The organism is Cupriavidus sp. TMH.W2 (assembly GCF_050847365.1).
Taxonomy (GTDB): domain Bacteria; phylum Pseudomonadota; class Gammaproteobacteria; order Burkholderiales; family Burkholderiaceae; genus Cupriavidus.
This window is the reverse complement of the sequence record NZ_CP193793.1, coordinates 676,748-693,444: the sequence shown is the minus strand read 5'-3', so window position 1 is coordinate 693,444 and position 16,697 is coordinate 676,748. Positions and strand designations below refer to the sequence as shown.

The window sequence follows — 16,697 nt, the reverse complement described above, 5'->3', positions numbered from 1 at the left end:
GGCTTGCGGTGCTTACGGTGGTCTGGACTCAGGGCATGAAATCGCCGCCGTTGGCGTCGAGCGAGGCGCCGGTGATGGCCCTGGCATAGTCTGACACGAGAAACAGCGCTGCGCGCGCGCAGTCGTCGTCGGTCGGCATGCGGCCCAGCGCGATCTGCGCGGCCACCGGCGCAATCACCGCTTCCTCGCTCACGCCATGTTCGGCCGCGGCGTGGCGCACATAGCCCTGCACCGGCTCGCCCCACATCCAGCCCATGAAGATGCTGTTGGCGCGGATGCCATGCGGGCCCAGTTCTCGCGCCAGGTACTTCACTGCCACCGCCAGCGCTCCCTTGGACGCCGCATAGCCCGACTCCCCGGGCATCGGCTTGCGCGTGGCCTGGGTGTTGATCATGACGATGGCGCCGCCCCCCTGCGGCTTCATCAGCGCCGCCACCTCCTGCGTCAGCGTCATGGTGCCGAAGACATTGGTGTCGAATACCTGGCGCCAGACCTCCAGGTCGGCCGCTTCCACCGGCTCGGGGAAGTTGCCGTGCTGGAAGGCGCTGTTGACCAGTGCGTCGATGCGGCCGAAGCGGCGCATGGTCTCGCCGGCCAGGTGCCGGGACTGGGCCCGGTCGGTGATGTCGGTCACCACCTTGAGCACTTCGCAGTCGGCGCCCAGTGCATCGATGCGGGCCTGGGCGTCGTCCAGCTTTGCCGCGGTGCGCGCGGCGATGGCAACGGCACGGGCGCCTTCGCGCGCGGCCTCCACGGCAAGCTTGATGCCCAGCCCGGGGCCGATGCCGGATACGATGACGATCTTGTCTTTCAACAGCATGGATTTGTCTCCTGTGATGCGCGGTGCGCTGTCTTAGTTTTGATTCAGGATGTGCCGCGCGCGATAGCCAGCGAAATCGCGTTCCAGCTGTGCCTGGCTCAGGCCGAACTGCTCCAGGGTATAGGCGTGCGCCGCGCGCTGGTTGCGTGGGTTGCTCTCCATCCACGCCCACATGCCGGCGCGGGCGGATTCGGTCAGCGGCATGCCGGCAAAGCGGTAGACCGCCTGCGCCACGCCGAAGGGATCGCGCACCGTATCCTCGAAGCGCACATCGAGGAAGCGATCGGCAGGCAGGCCGTCGCGCACCGTCATGGCATGCGCCGTGGCGCGCTGCATCTGCCCGCTCCACTGCCGCCCCACCGTGGCGGCATCGGGAGCATCGGCGTACAGCTTCCACAGCGTATGCGCCATGCTGGCCATGGATGGAATGGTCTGGGCCGGGTCGCGATGGGTCAGCACGACCTGCGCACCGGGGAAGACCCGGAACAGGACTTCGAGCATATGGAGGTGCTGCGGCGTCTTCAGCACCCACCGCTGTGCCGGCGCCTCGCCGCGCTGGCGCTTCTGCCACTGCAGGAACTGCAGCATGGTCTTCAGGTAGCCATAGACCTCGGTGTGGTCCTGCCGTGCCAGCCAGGCGGTATAAGCCGGCACGTTGGCATAGGAATCCATCGCGCACAGGAAGGAATGCTCCATCAGCATGAATTCCTCGTCGGCCGCCATGGCGTCGAGCGGATGGATGGCGAGGATATCCGGGATAAAGCGGATCATCTGCGCCACTTCCTCGCGCGCCAGCGCGATGCGCCGGCTGGGATCGCGCACGTCATCGCCGGGCAGCGGCGCCGGGTAGCGCGTTTCCCACCACGCCGCCGAGCAGAAGCGCGCGTCCGCGGCCAGCATGCGCTGCAGCAGCGTGGTGCCGGTGCGCGGCAGGCCGACAATCACCAGCGGATCGTCAATGCGCTCTTCCAGTATCTCGGGATGGCGCTTGCAGTAATCCTGGATCACCAGCCGGTTCACCAGTTGGGCCTGTAGCTTGTCTTGCAGCATCTGTGCGCCCTGCGGCGACAGCCCGGCCTCGCGCGCGAGCGAGCCGGACAAAACCTCCAGCGCTTCACGATAGCTGCCCGGGCCAAAGTCGCTCAGTCCGCCGGCCTGTGCGCTGGCCTGAGCCAGCAGGCGCTCCACGTCAAGCACTGTGGTGTGTTCGGATGCGACGGTATTCATGCGTTGTTCCCCCTGATGTCTTTCTTGAGCGATTCAAGCTTGACCACGCGCGCGCGCGGATGCACCGGCTGCGCCGCGCCCACCCAGCGCCAACACATGGTTCCGTTGCGGTGCCCTGCAGTTTCCAGCCAGTTGGGCAGGCCCGGATCGCGCGCACTGAGGATGACGGTGACCCCGCCGTTGGCATCCAGCCGGGCGCCGTGCTTGTTCAGGCAGATGTCGTGGTAGCGGTAGTCGAGCGATTCCATCCAGTAGTTGTTGATCTGGAAGTTCCAGAACTCGCACTGCGGCACCTGATCCACCTCAACCACCAGCGCCTCGTCGTCCGCCAGCGCCCAGCATGAGTGGTAGTAGAAGATATTGGGATCGCCGCCGGCCGCCTGGCAGATGGCCTGGTCGGCCGGCGGCAGTGCATTGACATGGCCGCCATAGCCCTGCGCCCAGTCGGCAAAGATGCGCGCGGTGCTCTCGACGAAGCCCGCGGCGCGCAGCAAGCCGCCATGCAGGCGTTCGGCATCCAGCGCGGGCGGTTTGTCGCCGCCGTTGAGACGCTCGATGTGCAGTCCGGCCGGGGTCTCTGCCTTGCGGTCCATAAAGGTCTGCCGCACCACCAACGCATTGGTGCCAGGCTCCATGCGCACCCAGTTGCCTTCATGCTGGCGCGCGCTGAGGACGATTTCGAAACTGCCATCCGCTTCCACTGCCAGCCCGTTGCTGTCGAGAAAGCCGGTCTGGACCATGCGCCCGTCGGTTTCATAGCCGCCCTTCTGCGTGCCGAAGCTCAGGTAGGCCACGGTTCCGCGCCGGCCGCGGATGCGGTACTCGGCACTGCCGTCGAGACGTGCATAGCGATACAGGTTGTCCGGATTGTCCGCGCCGATCTTCCCGGTTTCGTGCGACGGCGAGAAAAAGCCGGGAAACGCCGGATCGGCAAATTCCACATGCATTTCCAGCGCAATGCGCAGCAAGCGGCTCAGGTAGCGGAAGCCCTCGGCGCGCGTGAGCGCGTCCGACGGGGCTTCCGGGCGCAGGATCTGCTGTCCGCTGCGCTTGAGCACCTCGCAAAACTCGGCCCAGGTCTGGCCGCCCAGCAATTGTTCTTCGGCGGAGTTCGCCATCTGCCTGCTCCCGTGGTTCGTCGGCGAAGCAACGATACCCAGCGCGGGGCAACCGCCTCCTCGTCCAGGCGGACTAGGAAATGCGCGCCGCGGCCCGCGCTTTCTTAGTCCGCCCGGACGAAGTGGCGCAGGGCTCCGGCTCGCTACCTTGTGGCCATGCCAGACCGCCGCGACATCCCTGCACGGCGCCGGCAAACCAAGAGAGGAGATCCCGATGTTGACCCACCTGGAGCAACTGGAGGCGGAGAGCATCCACATCATGCGGGAGGTGGTGGCGGAATGCGAAAACCCCGTCATGCTCTATTCCATCGGCAAGGACAGCGCCGTGATGCTGCACCTTGCCATGAAGGCCTTCCATCCCGCGCGGCCGCCGTTTCCGCTGCTGCACGTCGATACCACCTGGAAGTTCCGCGAGATGATCGCGTTCCGCGACCAGACCGTCGCGCGGCTTGGGCTGGACCTGCGCGTGCATATCAACCCCGAAGGGCTGGCGCGCAACATCAGCCCGCACGAGCACGGCTCCGCCGTCCATACCGACGTGTGGAAGACCCAGGGCCTGAAGCAGGCGCTGGATCACTATGGCTTTGACGCCGCCTTCGGCGGCGCGCGCCGCGACGAGGAAAAGTCGCGCGCCAAGGAGCGGGTGTTCTCGGTGCGCACCGCCCAGCACCGCTGGGACCCGAAGATGCAGCGCCCCGAACTCTGGCGCCAGTACAACACCCGCAAGCGCAAGGGCGAAAGCCTGCGCGTGTTCCCGCTGTCCAACTGGACCGAGCTTGATATCTGGCAATACATCTACCTCAACGACATCCCTATCGTGCCGCTCTACTACGCCAGGGAGCGCCCGGTGGTCGAGCGCGACGGCACGCTGATCATGGTCGACGACGAGCGCCTGCCGCTGCGCCCCGGAGAAACGCCGCAACTGCGCAAGGTGCGTTTCCGCACGCTGGGCTGCTATCCGCTCACCGGCGCGATCGAGAGCGAGGCCGACACCCTCGGCGGCATCATCCAGGAAATGCTGCTGGCGACCACGTCAGAGCGCCAGGGACGGCTGATCGACAGCGACTCGGCCGGTTCGATGGAAAAGAAAAAGCAGGAGGGATACTTCTGATGGAAACCCTGATCGAAAACGCGCCTGCCATGGCGCAATCCGCTGGCGCGCCAGGCGAGATCGCCCACTACCTGCGCGCCCAGCAAAGCAAGAGCCTGCTGCGCTTCATCACCTGCGGCAGCGTCGACGACGGCAAGAGCACGCTGATCGGCCGGCTGCTCTATGAATCCAAAATGCTGTTCGAAGACCAGCTCGCCCAGCTGGAAGCCGACTCGAAGAAGATGGGCACGCAGGGCGACAACCTCGACTTTGCGCTGCTGGTGGACGGCCTGGCCGCCGAGCGCGAACAGGGCATCACCATCGACGTGGCGTACCGCTTCTTTGCCACCGACAAGCGCAAGTTCATCGTGGCCGACACGCCGGGGCACGAACAATACACGCGCAACATGGTCACCGGCGCCTCCACCGCCGACCTGGCCATCCTGCTGGTGGATGCGCGCCGCGGCGTGCAGACCCAGACGCGCCGCCACAGCTACCTGGTGGCCACGCTTGGCATCCGCCGCGTGGTGCTGGCCGTCAACAAGCTGGACATGGTCGGCTACTCGCGCGAGGTCCATACGCGCATCGAGACCGAGTACCGCGAGTTTGCCCGGCAGATCGGCCTGACCGATATCACCTGCATCCCGATGTCGGCGCTGCGCGGCGACAACATCACCGAGCCCGGCGCGAATACGCCGTGGTACCACGGCCCGACGCTGATGGCCCATCTGGAGAGCGTGCCAATCGACAACGCGCCCGTGCAAGGCGAACCGTTCCGGCTGCCGGTGCAGTGGGTCAACCGGCCCAACCTCGACTTCCGCGGCTTTGCCGGCACCGTCAGCGCCGGTGAAATCCGCCGCGGCGACCGCGTACGCGCGCTGCCTTCGGGCCGCGAGAGCCGCGTCGCCGGCATCGTCGGCGCCAACGGCGAATGCGCGCACGCCATCCGCGGCCAGGCGGTGACACTGACGCTGGAGGACGAGATCGACATCAGCCGCGGCGACGTGCTGGCGTGCCCAGAAGACCCGCCGGCGGTGGCCGACCAGTTCGAGGCCACGCTGGTATGGATGAACGAGGACGCCATGCTGCCCGGACGTCCCTACCTGCTAAAGCTCGGCACGCGCACCGTGGGCGTGACCGTGGCGCAGCCCAAGTACAAGGTCAACGTCAACACGCTCGAACACCTGGCGGCGCGCACGCTGGAGCTCAATGAGATCGGCGTGTGCAACCTGCACCTGGACCAGCCGGTGGCCTTCGATCCCTACGCGCGCAACCGCGAGCTGGGCGGCTTCATCATCATCGACCGTCTCAGCAACAACACGGTCGGCGCCGGCATGCTGCACTTTGCGCTGCGCCGGGCACAGAACGTGCACTGGCAGGCCATCGACGTGGACCGCCGCGCCCATGCCGCGCTCAAGCACCAGTCGCCGCGCATCGTCTGGTTCACCGGACTGTCCGGCGCGGGCAAGTCCACCATCGCCAACCTGGTCGAAAAGCGCCTGCACGCGCTGGGCCACCACACCTACCTGCTCGACGGCGACAACGTGCGCCACGGCCTGAACAAGGACCTGGGCTTCGCCGAGGCCGACCGCGTCGAGAACATCCGGCGCGTGGCCGAAGTGGCAAGGCTGATGCTCGATGCAGGGCTGATCGTGCTGGTATCGTTTATCTCGCCCTTCCGCTCGGAACGCGAGATGGCCCGCGCGCTGGCCGGCGACGGGGATTTCGTCGAAGTCTTCATCGACACGCCGCTGGCCGTGGCCGAGCAACGCGACCCCAAGGGCCTGTACCGCAAGGCGCGCCGCGGCGAGCTGAAGAACTTCACCGGCATCGATTCGCCGTACGAGCCGCCCGAGCGGCCTGAGATCCGCATCGACACCACCGCCGACGCCGCGGAGCAGGCGGCGGAGCGGATCGTGGCGTGGCTGCGGGAGAAGCCCTAGGCCGAACGGACGATGAGGCGGCGGACGGTGTCGGTACGATGGGAGCGGTGGGATTTGCGCCTCAGACTGCTGACGAGCTGGCCAAGCGCCATTGAGTCTGCATGACCAGTTGTGTGCTCCCTCTCCCGCTTGCGGGAGAGGGTTGGGGAGAGGGCGGGCGCGTCGACGAAGTGCAGGCTGTCGATACTGCCAATGCCTGCCCTCTCCCCCGGCCCCTCTCCCGCAAGCGGGAGAGGGGAGCAAACCGGCGGCATGCGGGCTTTGTCAGCAATCAGAGGCGAGATTCCCGCTTTTGACTGTTGCCACGACCCGACGGACCGCCATCATGCTGCCAGACACCCTGCCGGCCGCCGAGCTGAGCGCCCTGCTCGCCCAGCTTTACCAGGGCCCGACCGAACCCGTGCCCTGGGCCGGCTTCCTCGAAAGCGTGCGCCAGCGCCTGCGCGCCGCCTTCGCCACCCTGGTGCTGCGCCACCCGGCCACGGACCGGCCAGGCCTGATCGTCAATGCCTCCGACTACGGCCCGCACCTGCCCGGCGAGCCGTCGTACAGCGAACAGTACTACGCGCTGTGCCCCTTCCTCGACCTGCATCCGGACCGGCTCTTCAGCGCCAACGAACTGTTCGGCGAAGCCGGCTGGCTGGCACACCCCTTCTACACGCAGTACCTGGCGCCGCTGGGCCTGCGCTATATCCTCGCAGCCAACCTGGTCACGCCCGACGGCGTGGAATGCGCACTGTTCATCAGCCGCGCCCACGCGGGACAGGACTTCGGCGACGCCGACAAGTCTCTGCTGCATGGCCTGCTGCCACACCTGAAGCGCGCGGTCGACCTGCATGCCGCGCTCGACATGCTTGCCTCGGAACGGTCCCTTTACGCGGATGCCGTGGACCGGCTGCAAGTCGGCACCGTGATCCTGGACGAGCACGGCAAAATCATCAGGACCAACGACGTGGCCGGCCGCCTGCTGCAGTCGCGCGACGGCCTCTACCTGGCAGACGGCGCGCTGTACGCGCACTGTCCGATGGAGAACCGCAGGCTCCGCAAGATCCTGGAAAGCGCCGCGCAGGCGCACGCCCTGGCCGCGCCGCACAGCGAAGTCACCACGCTGAGCCGGCCCGCCGCGCCCACGCCGCTGAGCGTGCTGGTGCGGCCGATCCCGCTTAGCTACCGAACCGAAGACAAGGCACGCCGGCCCGCCGTGGCGGTCTTCATCCGCGATCCGGCGGGGTCGCCGCGCAACCCGCACGCCAGCTTGCGCAAGCTGTTCCAGCTGACGCCGACCGAGATCGAACTGGCCCTGCTGATGGTCGACGGGCTGACGCTGGATGAAGCGGCGGTGCGCCTTGGCGTCAAGAAGAATACGGCACGTGCCCACCTGCGCGGGATCTTTGCCAAGACCGGCGCGACACGGCAGGCGGTGCTGGTGAAGATGCTGCTGTCCAGCGTGGTGGGGATGGGCTGAGCTCCGGCCCGTCACCTACTCCAAACGGACGAGTCCGGCCAGACGAGGCCGCTGCTGCCGTGTTAGTGCAAATTGAAGCCACGCTGCGGGCATGGTGAGCGACGGCAGCGTGCATCACAACCATCGAGGAGACAGACGTGCAAGCCCGACCACTTAAAATCCTCCAGCATGCTGGCGTGCTGGCAGCCGGCATGCTGGCCGTGACCATGGCCACGGCCAAGATCGGCCCCGAAGACATCAAGCAGCTGGACAGCACCCTCACGCCACTGGGCGCGGAACGCGCGGCAAACAAGGACGGCACCATTCCGGCATGGAGCGGAAAATGGCTCGGCGCGCCGGCGGGCGTCTCCTACAAGGCAGGCGAGCGCTACCCCGATCCGTATGCCGACGAGAAGCCGCTCTTTGTCATCACCGCGCAGAACATGGCGCAGTATGACAAGCACCTGACCGAAGGCCTGAAGGCGCTGTTCCACAAGTACCCGGACACCTTCAAGCTGCCGGTCTACCCGACCCATCGCGACTTCCGCTACGACGACGGCACCTACAAGGCCATCCGCACCTACGCCCCGCAGGTTGAGATGCTTGGCGATGGCAACGGTGTCAGGAATAGCCCCCCCACGCTGCCTTACCCCATCCCCAAGACCGGCCTGGAGCTGCTGTGGAACCTGCGCTTCGCGTCGGCGATCGAGAGCGAGCGCGCGGTCTATGACCAGGCCGTGGTCTATGCCGATGGCAAGATCGCGTGGGGCAAGGTCAAGTACGAGATCTGGTCGCCCAAGGACAGCCAGAATTTCGATGCCAAGGGGGCGCTCAATTCCCGCGCCTTCTACCGGATGTACACGGAACTGCCGCTGCGCGACCGCGGCTCGATCTTCACCGGGTTCTCGCTGTATGACAGCGCTGAGCCCGATACCAACCGCACCTGGTCCTACAACCCCGGCACGCGCCGCGTGCGCCAGGCGCCGGAGTTCGGCTACGACCAGCCGTTCGGCCCGGGCGGCTTCCGCACCGTGGACGATGATCACTTCTTCAACGGCTCGCCCGAGCGCTACGACTGGAAAATCGTCGGCAAGCGCGAACTCTATGTGCCCTACAACAACTATCACGCGAGTTCGCCGTCGATCAAGTACAAGGACCTGCTGACCAAGGGCCATGCCGATCCGGCCCAGATGCGCTACGAGCTGCATCGCGTCTGGGTGCTGGAAGCCGCGCTCAAGCAAGGGTTCCGCCACCAGTACGCCAAGCGCGTAATCTATATCGACGAGGATTCCTGGTACGGCGTGCTGGCCGACAACTACGACAGCCGCGGCCAGCTGTGGCGCACCAACATCCAGGCCAATGTCTATGCCTACGATGCGCGCCGCTTCTACCCGACGGCGGTGTTCTTCCACGACCTGAACTCCGGCGCCTACCTGGCCGACCGGCTGACCAACGAAGGCCAGCCGCCGCGGCTGAACAGCGATCCCAAGTTCGTGGAAGCCTACTTCGCGCCTGACGCGCTGCGCGGCGCGGGGAACTAAGGCGCCGCGATCACCGCGAAGCATGGGCCATGGCAAATCACTGCCATGGCCCATTTCCATTGGAGAACCTGCCCCGGGGTCATTGCATGAACCTTGAAATCCTTCTGGCGGTCCGCGAGATCCAGGCGGCGCACAGCCGCTATGCGCGCGCGCTCGACGAGCGCAACTGGGGCCAGCTCGACACCATCTTCGCACCGGATGTGCAGGCCGACTACGGTGGCGGAGGCCTGACAGTGCGCCCTCGGGGCACGCATCAATTCTCGTCACCTCGACAGCACCGCCTTCGTCCGCCCGGACTCGTCCGATCGGGGTATGCGTCCCCCGGCCCGCGGCCCTAGTGTGTCCCTTCCCAATGACTTTCATGAAGGAGGGGCCAATGGCCAAAGCCGAGAATCTCGTGACGTCGATCCAGGTGGACATCGACGCGCCGGTATCGCTGGTGTGGGAAGTGCTGACCGACTTTGCCCGCTACGCGGAATGGAATACGTTCTGCCCGGGTCTGGAGACCACCGGTCGCCTCGGCGACATGGTGTACATGCAGGTGCGCATCCCGGGCACCGACCAGGTCATCCCGGTCAACGAGTACCTGGTGGCGTGGGAGCCGGAACGCCTGCTCTCGTGGGAGCAGCGCCCGACTGACGAGAACAAGGATGCCGCCCGGCGCGACCAGTACCTGGAAGCCATCGGCGCCGGGCGCACCCGCTACTTCACCACCGACCTGTTCCTGGGGCTGAATGCGGAGACCATCATGCGCGAGCACGGTGCCTGGGTGAAGCAGGGATTCGACCAGGTGGCACGCGACGTCAAGGCGCGCGCGGAAGCGCTGAATGCGCAACGGCAGCCTGGCCGGGTCTGACGGTAAGTCGTAGTTCGTCGATTGGCCTGGACATGCAGGCCAATCGGCCAGTCATTGCGGGGGACGCTGGCTCAGCGCCACCAGCGCTGCGACGCCGCGGCTGCGCACGCAGGCGTCGTCGCAGCGCTCCTGCGCCGCGGCCGGGACCATGCCGTCAGCGGTGCCCTCGCCACGCAGCGCGGCAGGGCCGCCATCCACGGCCAACGTCCAGGCCACGCCCATTACGGCGCCAGCCCCGACCAGGCCCGCCGCCCAACGAAATCCGCGCCGCTTCATCGCCGTCTCCTCCGCGCCCTATGCTGGGCTTTGATGCTTTTGAAAGCATCGTAGTCAGCGGCAGCCCGAAACTCTTCGTCCGAGCAGACTAAGGGGTATCCCTCACCAGCAGCGGATCGAAAGTGGCGTCAGGGTGACAGGAAAGGGAGGCGGGCAGCACCGGCTGCGGCTGCAAATCAGGATCTTGATACAGGCGGGCCAGCGCGGCGGCGCAGCCGGACAGGCCAGACGGCGCCAGGTGCATGGCATGCGCGCTCAGCAAGCCCCACAGGTGCGCCATCAGCAGGTTGGACAGGCCGGGTGCCGGCAGCAGGTCCGCCAGGGTGCCGCGCAGCGCCTCGACGCCCGCCAGCACGCGCGCGCGCAGCGGGCAAAGCTCGCAGGCATCGCCACACTTGTGCTGCAGCAGCGCCGCCAGCAGGCTGACATGGCGCGCGAGGTCATCGCCGTGGAGCAAGGTCGCAAGCGCCTGCTCCAGCGCGCCCGGGCCAGTGCCGGCGCGGCCCTGCGCCAGCGGCGCCAGCCGCGTGGCGAAGTCGTTCTCGGCGCATGACAGCAGTGCTTCCAGCAGCTCGGTTCGGGAACGGAAATGCCCGTAAACGGCCCCGCGCGTCATGCCGATGGCGCGGGCTACGTCGTCCACCGTGACGCAATGCAGCCCACGGTGGCGGATCAGCTGCTGCGCGCTGGCCAGGATGCGCGCCCGCGTGACGGCGGCATCCTCGCGGGTGTGGCGGGCCATCGGCGCAGCGGGCTCAGAGGAAATGCACGTCGTCCGGCGCCCAGTGGGCGCGCATGCTGCGGATGCGGCCGTCTGCGCCGAACGTCATGACGTCGGTCACGTCAATGCGGGCCGGCCGCCCTTCCAGGCTGACATGCACCGCGAAGGTCAGCGCGGCGGCGTCGCCGTGCGAGCCACGCGGCGGCGCCACCACCTCCAGGCGCGCGCCCAGCGCCGTGGCGTGCTGGTAGAAGGCCAGGATGGCGGGCTTGCCGGCGATCGGCTGCGCGCCGACCGGGTCCTCGACGGTGGCGTCGTCGGCATAGAGCGCGGCAACGCCCTGCGCGTCACCGGCGTTGAAACGATCGACATAGGCGAGCAGCGTGGCTTTCATCGTGGCGCTATCGGTGCCATGGGTCATGGGGTTCTCCTTGCCCTGCGATTCAGCGTGCGGTGTAGCCGCCGTCGATCACCAGCTCGGCGCCCGTGACGTAGCGCCCCGCGTCGGACACGAGGTACAGAATGCCCGCTGCGATGTCGCGCGGCTGGCCCACCTTGCCCGCGGGCGTCTGTCCGCCCAGGTAGTCGAACAGCGCCTCGCCCTGCCCCGAGGCCTGGGCCACGTGTTCGAGCATCGGCGTGCGGATATAGCCGGGATGGATCGAGTTGGCGCGAATGCCCTTGCCGGCGTAGAGCATGGCATCGGTCTTGGCCATCATCCGCACCGCGGCCTTGGACGCGTGATACGGGGGCACATCCGGCCCGCCCGCGATGCCATACATCGACGACACATTGACAATGGCGCCGCCGCCGGCGCGCTCCATGTGCGCAATGGCATGCTTGGTGCACAGGAAGGTGCCGGTCACGTTCACCGCCATCACCTGCTGCCATTGCTCCAGCGCCAGCTCATGGGTCGGCGCATTGGGCCCCTCGATACCGGCGTTGTTCACCAGGATGCCAAGGCCGCCGAAGCGCGCCGCGATCTCCGCGAACACGCGCGCCACGTCGCTCTCGCTGGTGACGTCGAGCTTCCAGAACGCGGCCTCGCCGCCTTCGGCGCAGATGGCTTCGGCGGTGGCCTTGCCGTCGGCGTCCAGCACGTCGAGCACGGCGACCTTGGCGCCGGCGGCTGCCAGCACGCGCGCGGTTTCCGCGCCAATGCCGCGCGCAGCGCCGGTGATGGCGGCCACCTTGCCGCGCAGGTCGAACAGGTTATACGGGTATTCCATGATGTCTCCCAAATATTGTTGTGCAGGCGTGCGCGCCAATTATGCCGCGCCGCCCTGGGCGGTATCCGCCAGGAAGCCCAGACATTCGCGGTTGAAATAGGCCGCGTGCTCAACCATCACCCAGTGGCCGCAGCGGTTGATCATGACAAAGCGGGCGTCGGCGCAGCCGCTCAGGAACTTCGCGGCGCCGGACGCGGGATTGAACTGGTCCTCGGTGCCCCAGAAGCCCAGCACCGGGCACCGGATCTCGCCCAGCCGCGCGGTCAGGTTCGGCACCTTCATGGTGGCCAGCACCTCGCGCGGCTGCTCGCGGCACACCGCCATGCGCTCGTCGACCAGCGCGTCAGTGACCAGGCTGGCGTCGTGCACCAGCAGTTGCAGCAGCTGCCGCATGGTGTCCGGGTTCATATGGCCGCCGGTGAACAGCGACACCATGCGCTGGATGCCCGTCATCTGGAAGTAGGTTTCGCGCTCTTCCACGCCGCCCGGCGCCATCATTACCAGGCGGCTGACATGCTCCGGGAAGTCCAGCGCGTACTGCAGCGCGATGGCGCCGCCAAGCGAGTTGCCCACCAGCACGCAGCGCGGCAGCTCCAGTGCCAGCAACTGCTCGCGCAGCGCGGCGACGAAGAAGTCCAGGGTGTATTCGACATCGTCCGGCTTGGACGACAGGCCATACCCGGGCAGGTCCACCACCACTGTACGGAAGCCCGCCGCGGCGAAAGCCGGCACGTTATGGCGGAAGTTGCTGTGCCCGCTCGCGCCCGGACCGCTGCCGTGGATGAAGACCACCGGCTCGCCGCTGCCGGAGTCCAGGCAGTGCAGGCGCAGGCCCGCGGAGGTGGTGGTGAAGCGCCCGACCGGCAGGTTCGGATGTGGGGATGCAGGCGTGGAGGGCGTGAGCTGCGAGGTAGCGGACATGAGGGCGTCTCCCGTGGTTTGCCCAGCATATTGCGCAGCGCCGGCACCCCGGGCATCGTTCATTCGGACTACGAGCCGGACGGCCACTTCTCCTACGATGGGCGCTCCATGCATCCAGGGGGAGCCCATGACAGGATTTGACTATACCGGCCAGACCGTGCTGGTGACCGGCGGCATGCGCGGCATCGGCCGCGCCATCAGCGAGGCCTTCCTGCGCGTTGGCGCACAGGTCTTCGTGTGCGGACGCACCGCGCCCGCCGACGACAGTGAACTGCCGGCCGCGGCAGGCCGCAGCGCCCGCTTCATCCCGGCGGATATCCGCGACATCGGGCAGGTCGATGCCATGCTTGCCCGGATTGCGCAGGCCAGCCCCACCCTTGACGTGGTTATCCACAACGCCGGCGGTTCGCCGTTCGCGCTGGTCGCGCAGGCCTCGCCGCGGCTGCTGGAATCGGTGATCCGGCTCAACCTGGTCGCGCCGCTGCAGCTCGCGCAGCGCGCCAATGCACGCATGCAGCAGCAGGCCGGCGGCGGCACGCAGCTGTTCGTGGGCAGCATCAGCGCGCTGCGTCCTTCGCCCGGCACCGCGGCCTACGGCGCCGCGAAGGCCGGCATCCTCAACGCGGTGCGCACGCTCGCGGTGGAATGGGCGCCAAAGGTACGCGTTACCGCGGTCAGCCCGGGCGTGGTGCTGACCGATACCTCGCAGCAGCAGCACTACGGCGACCCGGAGGCATTGCGCAGCATGGCCGCGACGGTGCCGCTGGGCCGGCTCGCGCACCCGGACGACATCGCCGGCGCGTGCCTGTTCCTGGCGTCGCCGCAGGCGTCCTACGTGTCGGGCGCCAATCTCGTGATCGATGGTGGCGGCGAGCGCCCGGCCTTCCTCGACGCGGCCTCGGTCAATCGCGGCTGAGCGGCCGCTGGCTGAACAGCCAGCAGTAGGGGAAACAGCCTAGTCCGTTCTGCCGATTTGTGCATGGCTTCCCCTCTCTACGCTTGCGGCCAGGCGAGCGCCAATCGAAGTGCCAGGCAATGAACCAAGACCGACACCACGGGGAGACCACCATGCACAAACCAACATTCGGCTCACTGAAACGCCGCAACCGGCTGCGGCCAATTGCTGCCGCGGCAGCGCTGGCCGCGCTGCTCGCGCCGCCCGCCCGGGCCGGCGACACCATCGACCTCGGCCACGACACCACGCTCGACTACAGCGTTACCGCCACCTACGGCGCGGCGGTGCGCACCGGCCAGCAGAGCAACGCGCTGCTGAACCCGGCGAATATCAACGGCGATGACGGCAACCGCAACTTCAAGCGCGGCGACATGATCGCCAACCGCGTCTCGCTGCTGGGCGAAGCCCATGTCAAGCACGATGTCTTTGGCGCGCTGGTGCGCGGCAGCGTGTTCCAGGACTGGGCCTACAGCGGCAGCAACTCGAACAATGCGCCGTTCACGGTCAACCACAGCGGCCAGTTCAACGAATTCACCGGTTCCGCGCGGGACTATCACGAGCACCGTGCGCAATTGCTCGATGCCTATGTCTATGGCGCCACGCCGATCGGCGACTCGCAACTGAGCTTCAAGCTGGGCAACCAGGTGGTGGCCTGGGGCGAGAGCCTGTTCTTCGCCAATATCGCCGGCGCGCAAGGGCCTGCCGATGCGACCAAGGCCTTCGTGCCGGGCGCCGAGGTCAAGGACATCCTGCTGCCGGTGCCGCAGGCGTCGCTGCAGCTGCAGGTCACGCCGGCATTCAGCGTGATGGGCTATTACCAGTTCACCTACAAGCCGAACCAGATTTTCGCACCGGGCAGCTATTTCAGCACCACCGACGTGGTAGGCCCGGGCGCGCAGTTCATCATCGGACCCGGCTTCAACATCCCGCGCGGCCCGGATATCCGCCCGTCCGACTGGGGGCAATGGGGCATCGGCACCCGCTTGCGCGTGTTCGAAGGCACCGAGATCGGGCTCTACCAGTTGCGCTACCACGACAAGAACCCGAGCGTGGTCACCTCGCTCTTCCCCACGCTGCAGTATCAGCAGAAGTACTTCGGCGGCATCAACCTGACCGGCGCCAGCTTCTCGACGCAGGTGCTGGGTGCCAACGTCGCCGGTGAAGTCAGCTACAAGGACGGCGTGCCGATGCTGGTGGACGTGGCCGGCTCGCCCACCGCGACGCGCGGCAAGGCGCTGCAGGGCCAGCTCTCCGCGATCTACTCGGTGGGCCCGACCTTCCTGGCCAACTCGCAGACGCTGCTGGGCGAAGTCGCCTACCTGCACGTGCTGAGCGTGGACCCGGTGATGGGCTTCAGCAACTTGTCGAACACCCGCAACTCGGCGGCGTTCCAGGTGGGCTGGTCGCTGACCTACAACAATGTGTTCGATGGCTGGGACATGACGGTGCCGCTCACTTATGCGCAGCAGTTCAGCGGCCAGTCGGCGGTGGCCGGCGCCTTCGGCACGCTGATGGGCTATGGCGACAAGCGCGCCAGCGTGGGGCTGACCTTCAAGTACCTGAACAACCTGGAGCTCAACCTGACCTACGCCGCATTTATCGGCGGGGCTAGCATCGCCAACCGTCCGCTGGCTGACCGCGACTACGTGGCCTTTAACGCCAAGTACTCGTTCTGACCTTCGTTCCGACCCGGACTGCCGCGGCGCGATGCCGCCGCGGCAGTGCAGCCCAGGCCCCCTGCCATGAATGCCGACCTGATCACCACGCTCAGCAACGAACTCCACCACGCGCTCGTCGCGCGCTCGCCGGTGCCGCCACTCAGCGGCCGCGGACTGGGGCTGGATGTGCGCGATGCCTACCGCATCCAGCAGGGCTTCATTGCCCACCGGCTTGCCGCCGGCGACCGCGTCACCGGCAAGAAAATCGGCGTGACCAGCGAAGCCGTGCAGCAGATGCTGGACGTGCACCAGCCGGACTTCGGCATCCTGCTGCAGAGCATGCACTACGCCGCCGGCCAACCGATTCCCGCGGCGTCACTGATCCAGCCGCGCGCCGAGGGCGAGATTGCCTTCTTCCTGCGGCGCGACCTGCGCGGCCCCGGCGTCACGCGCGACGATGTGCTCGACGCCACCGAAGCGGTGGCGGCCTGCTTCGAGATCGTGGATTCGCGCATCCGGGACTGGCGCATCCGCATCGAGGACACCGTCGCCGACAACGCCTCATGCGGCGTCTATGTGCTCGGGGACGAACGCGTCAGCCCGCACGCGCTGGACCTCGGCACGTGCGCGATGACGCTTGAAAAGAACGGTGAATGCGTGGCCACGGGCCTGGGCAGCGCCGCGCTGGGGCATCCCGCCGACGCGGTGGCATGGCTGGCCAACACGCTCGGCGGCTTCGGCATTCCGCTGCTGGCCGGCGAGACCATCCTGTCGGGCTCGCTGGCGGCGCTGATTCCCGTGCAGGCCGGCGACCGGCTGTCCATGCGCATCACCGGCATCGGCGGCTGCACCGCCGTGTTCTGCTGACTTCACGACTTTCCTGACTTCCTGACCTTGC

General features: G+C 67.2%; 17 protein-coding genes. 9 read left to right on the top strand and 8 right to left on the bottom strand.

Annotated features, from left to right (window positions below; genetic code table 11):
- Positions 1 to 28: 28 nt before the first annotated feature.
- Genes ACREYQ_RS20740 through ACREYQ_RS20730 form a run of 3 tightly spaced genes read right to left on the bottom strand, consistent with a single transcriptional unit; the run spans position 29 to position 3,165 of the window.
- Positions 29 to 820 carry an SDR family oxidoreductase gene (locus tag ACREYQ_RS20740; RefSeq protein ID WP_432262051.1) on the bottom strand — a complete coding sequence of 264 codons (792 nt, stop codon included), beginning with the start codon at positions 818 to 820 and terminating at the stop codon, positions 29 to 31.
- A gap of 33 nt (positions 821 to 853) precedes the next feature.
- Positions 854 to 2,047 carry a sulfotransferase family protein gene (locus ACREYQ_RS20735; RefSeq protein WP_432262050.1) on the bottom strand — a complete coding sequence of 398 codons (1,194 nt, stop codon included), beginning with the start codon at positions 2,045 to 2,047 and terminating at the stop codon, positions 854 to 856.
- Positions 2,044 to 3,165, bottom strand: coding sequence for a DUF1214 domain-containing protein (locus ACREYQ_RS20730; RefSeq protein ID WP_432262049.1), 1,122 nt, complete (start codon positions 3,163 to 3,165; stop codon positions 2,044 to 2,046). The genes ACREYQ_RS20735 and ACREYQ_RS20730 overlap by 4 nt, the downstream gene beginning before the upstream one ends.
- Before the next feature lie 214 nt (positions 3,166 to 3,379).
- Between ACREYQ_RS20730 and cysD the strand changes: the two genes are divergently transcribed.
- The 6 genes from cysD (at position 3,380) to ACREYQ_RS20700 (ending at position 10,039) form a co-directional block, all read left to right on the top strand.
- Positions 3,380 to 4,276 carry a sulfate adenylyltransferase subunit CysD gene (gene cysD / locus ACREYQ_RS20725; protein WP_432262048.1) on the top strand — a complete coding sequence of 299 codons (897 nt, stop codon included), beginning with the start codon at positions 3,380 to 3,382 and terminating at the stop codon, positions 4,274 to 4,276.
- Positions 4,276 to 6,198, top strand: coding sequence for a sulfate adenylyltransferase subunit CysN (gene cysN, locus ACREYQ_RS20720; RefSeq protein WP_432262047.1), 1,923 nt, complete (start codon positions 4,276 to 4,278; stop codon positions 6,196 to 6,198). The genes cysD and cysN overlap by 1 nt, the downstream gene beginning before the upstream one ends.
- 325 nt (positions 6,199 to 6,523) lie before the next feature.
- Positions 6,524 to 7,663, top strand: a complete 1,140-nt coding sequence (locus tag ACREYQ_RS20715) for a helix-turn-helix transcriptional regulator (RefSeq protein ID WP_432262046.1) — start codon at positions 6,524 to 6,526, stop codon at positions 7,661 to 7,663.
- Between the two features lie 191 nt (positions 7,664 to 7,854).
- Complete coding sequence (locus ACREYQ_RS20710) at positions 7,855 to 9,183, top strand: DUF1329 domain-containing protein (RefSeq protein ID WP_432262614.1); 1,329 nt, start codon at positions 7,855 to 7,857, stop codon at positions 9,181 to 9,183.
- Between the two features lie 86 nt (positions 9,184 to 9,269).
- The gene (locus ACREYQ_RS20705; RefSeq protein WP_432262045.1) at positions 9,270 to 9,521 is read left to right on the top strand and encodes a nuclear transport factor 2 family protein; all 252 of its coding nucleotides are present in this window, start codon (positions 9,270 to 9,272) and stop codon (positions 9,519 to 9,521) included.
- A gap of 38 nt (positions 9,522 to 9,559) precedes the next feature.
- Positions 9,560 to 10,039 (top strand): SRPBCC domain-containing protein, encoded by a 480-nt coding sequence (locus tag ACREYQ_RS20700; RefSeq protein WP_432262044.1) that lies wholly within the window; start codon positions 9,560 to 9,562, stop codon positions 10,037 to 10,039.
- Between the two features lie 51 nt (positions 10,040 to 10,090).
- Here ACREYQ_RS20700 and ACREYQ_RS20695 read toward each other — a convergent pair whose 3' ends face one another.
- The 5 genes from ACREYQ_RS20695 to ACREYQ_RS20675 form a co-directional block, all read right to left on the bottom strand.
- Positions 10,091 to 10,315, bottom strand: coding sequence for a hypothetical protein (locus tag ACREYQ_RS20695; RefSeq protein ID WP_432262043.1), 225 nt, complete (start codon positions 10,313 to 10,315; stop codon positions 10,091 to 10,093).
- An 88-nt stretch (positions 10,316 to 10,403) separates the two neighbouring features.
- Positions 10,404 to 11,057 (bottom strand): TetR/AcrR family transcriptional regulator, encoded by a 654-nt coding sequence (locus ACREYQ_RS20690; protein WP_432262042.1) that lies wholly within the window; start codon positions 11,055 to 11,057, stop codon positions 10,404 to 10,406.
- Between the two features lie 13 nt (positions 11,058 to 11,070).
- Positions 11,071 to 11,457: a nuclear transport factor 2 family protein gene (locus ACREYQ_RS20685; RefSeq protein ID WP_432262041.1), complete on the bottom strand. Its 387-nt coding sequence runs from the start codon at positions 11,455 to 11,457 to the stop codon at positions 11,071 to 11,073.
- A gap of 22 nt (positions 11,458 to 11,479) precedes the next feature.
- Positions 11,480 to 12,265, bottom strand: coding sequence for an SDR family NAD(P)-dependent oxidoreductase (locus ACREYQ_RS20680; protein ID WP_432262040.1), 786 nt, complete (start codon positions 12,263 to 12,265; stop codon positions 11,480 to 11,482).
- 39 nt (positions 12,266 to 12,304) lie between these two features.
- On the bottom strand, positions 12,305 to 13,186 hold the full coding sequence (locus tag ACREYQ_RS20675) for an alpha/beta fold hydrolase (RefSeq protein WP_432262039.1): 882 nt from the start codon (positions 13,184 to 13,186) through the stop codon (positions 12,305 to 12,307).
- A gap of 127 nt (positions 13,187 to 13,313) precedes the next feature.
- Here ACREYQ_RS20675 and ACREYQ_RS20670 point away from each other — a divergent pair, with 127 nt between their 5' ends.
- From ACREYQ_RS20670 to dmpE, 3 genes are all read left to right on the top strand, one after another.
- A complete protein-coding gene (locus ACREYQ_RS20670) occupies positions 13,314 to 14,102 on the top strand; it encodes an SDR family oxidoreductase (RefSeq protein WP_432262038.1) in 789 nt (262 codons plus the stop codon).
- A 152-nt stretch (positions 14,103 to 14,254) separates the two neighbouring features.
- Positions 14,255 to 15,817 (top strand): DUF1302 domain-containing protein, encoded by a 1,563-nt coding sequence (locus ACREYQ_RS20665; protein WP_432262037.1) that lies wholly within the window; start codon positions 14,255 to 14,257, stop codon positions 15,815 to 15,817.
- Between the two features lie 66 nt (positions 15,818 to 15,883).
- Entirely contained in the window at positions 15,884 to 16,666 is a 783-nt protein-coding gene (dmpE, locus tag ACREYQ_RS20660) for a 2-oxopent-4-enoate hydratase (protein WP_432262036.1), read from the top strand.
- Positions 16,667 to 16,697: the final 31 nt, after the last annotated feature.

What these genes read in the sequence shown, in the direction of transcription:
- ACREYQ_RS20740 (WP_432262051.1), bottom strand. Translation starts at nt 820, where the DNA reads ATGCTGTTGAAAGACAAGATCGTCATCGTATCCGGCATCGGCCCCGGG.
- ACREYQ_RS20735 (WP_432262050.1), bottom strand. Translation starts at nt 2,047, where the DNA reads ATGAATACCGTCGCATCCGAACACACCACAGTGCTTGACGTGGAGCGC.
- ACREYQ_RS20730 (WP_432262049.1), bottom strand. Translation starts at nt 3,165, where the DNA reads ATGGCGAACTCCGCCGAAGAACAATTGCTGGGCGGCCAGACCTGGGCC.
- cysD (WP_432262048.1), top strand. Translation starts at nt 3,380, where the DNA reads ATGTTGACCCACCTGGAGCAACTGGAGGCGGAGAGCATCCACATCATG.
- cysN (WP_432262047.1), top strand. Translation starts at nt 4,276, where the DNA reads ATGGAAACCCTGATCGAAAACGCGCCTGCCATGGCGCAATCCGCTGGC.
- ACREYQ_RS20715 (WP_432262046.1), top strand. Translation starts at nt 6,524, where the DNA reads ATGCTGCCAGACACCCTGCCGGCCGCCGAGCTGAGCGCCCTGCTCGCC.
- ACREYQ_RS20710 (WP_432262614.1), top strand. Translation starts at nt 7,855, where the DNA reads ATGCTGGCCGTGACCATGGCCACGGCCAAGATCGGCCCCGAAGACATC.
- ACREYQ_RS20705 (WP_432262045.1), top strand. Translation starts at nt 9,270, where the DNA reads ATGAACCTTGAAATCCTTCTGGCGGTCCGCGAGATCCAGGCGGCGCAC.
- ACREYQ_RS20700 (WP_432262044.1), top strand. Translation starts at nt 9,560, where the DNA reads ATGGCCAAAGCCGAGAATCTCGTGACGTCGATCCAGGTGGACATCGAC.
- ACREYQ_RS20695 (WP_432262043.1), bottom strand. Translation starts at nt 10,315, where the DNA reads ATGAAGCGGCGCGGATTTCGTTGGGCGGCGGGCCTGGTCGGGGCTGGC.
- ACREYQ_RS20690 (WP_432262042.1), bottom strand. Translation starts at nt 11,057, where the DNA reads ATGGCCCGCCACACCCGCGAGGATGCCGCCGTCACGCGGGCGCGCATC.
- ACREYQ_RS20685 (WP_432262041.1), bottom strand. Translation starts at nt 11,457, where the DNA reads ATGACCCATGGCACCGATAGCGCCACGATGAAAGCCACGCTGCTCGCC.
- ACREYQ_RS20680 (WP_432262040.1), bottom strand. Translation starts at nt 12,265, where the DNA reads ATGGAATACCCGTATAACCTGTTCGACCTGCGCGGCAAGGTGGCCGCC.
- ACREYQ_RS20675 (WP_432262039.1), bottom strand. Translation starts at nt 13,186, where the DNA reads ATGTCCGCTACCTCGCAGCTCACGCCCTCCACGCCTGCATCCCCACAT.
- ACREYQ_RS20670 (WP_432262038.1), top strand. Translation starts at nt 13,314, where the DNA reads ATGACAGGATTTGACTATACCGGCCAGACCGTGCTGGTGACCGGCGGC.
- ACREYQ_RS20665 (WP_432262037.1), top strand. Translation starts at nt 14,255, where the DNA reads ATGCACAAACCAACATTCGGCTCACTGAAACGCCGCAACCGGCTGCGG.
- dmpE (WP_432262036.1), top strand. Translation starts at nt 15,884, where the DNA reads ATGAATGCCGACCTGATCACCACGCTCAGCAACGAACTCCACCACGCG.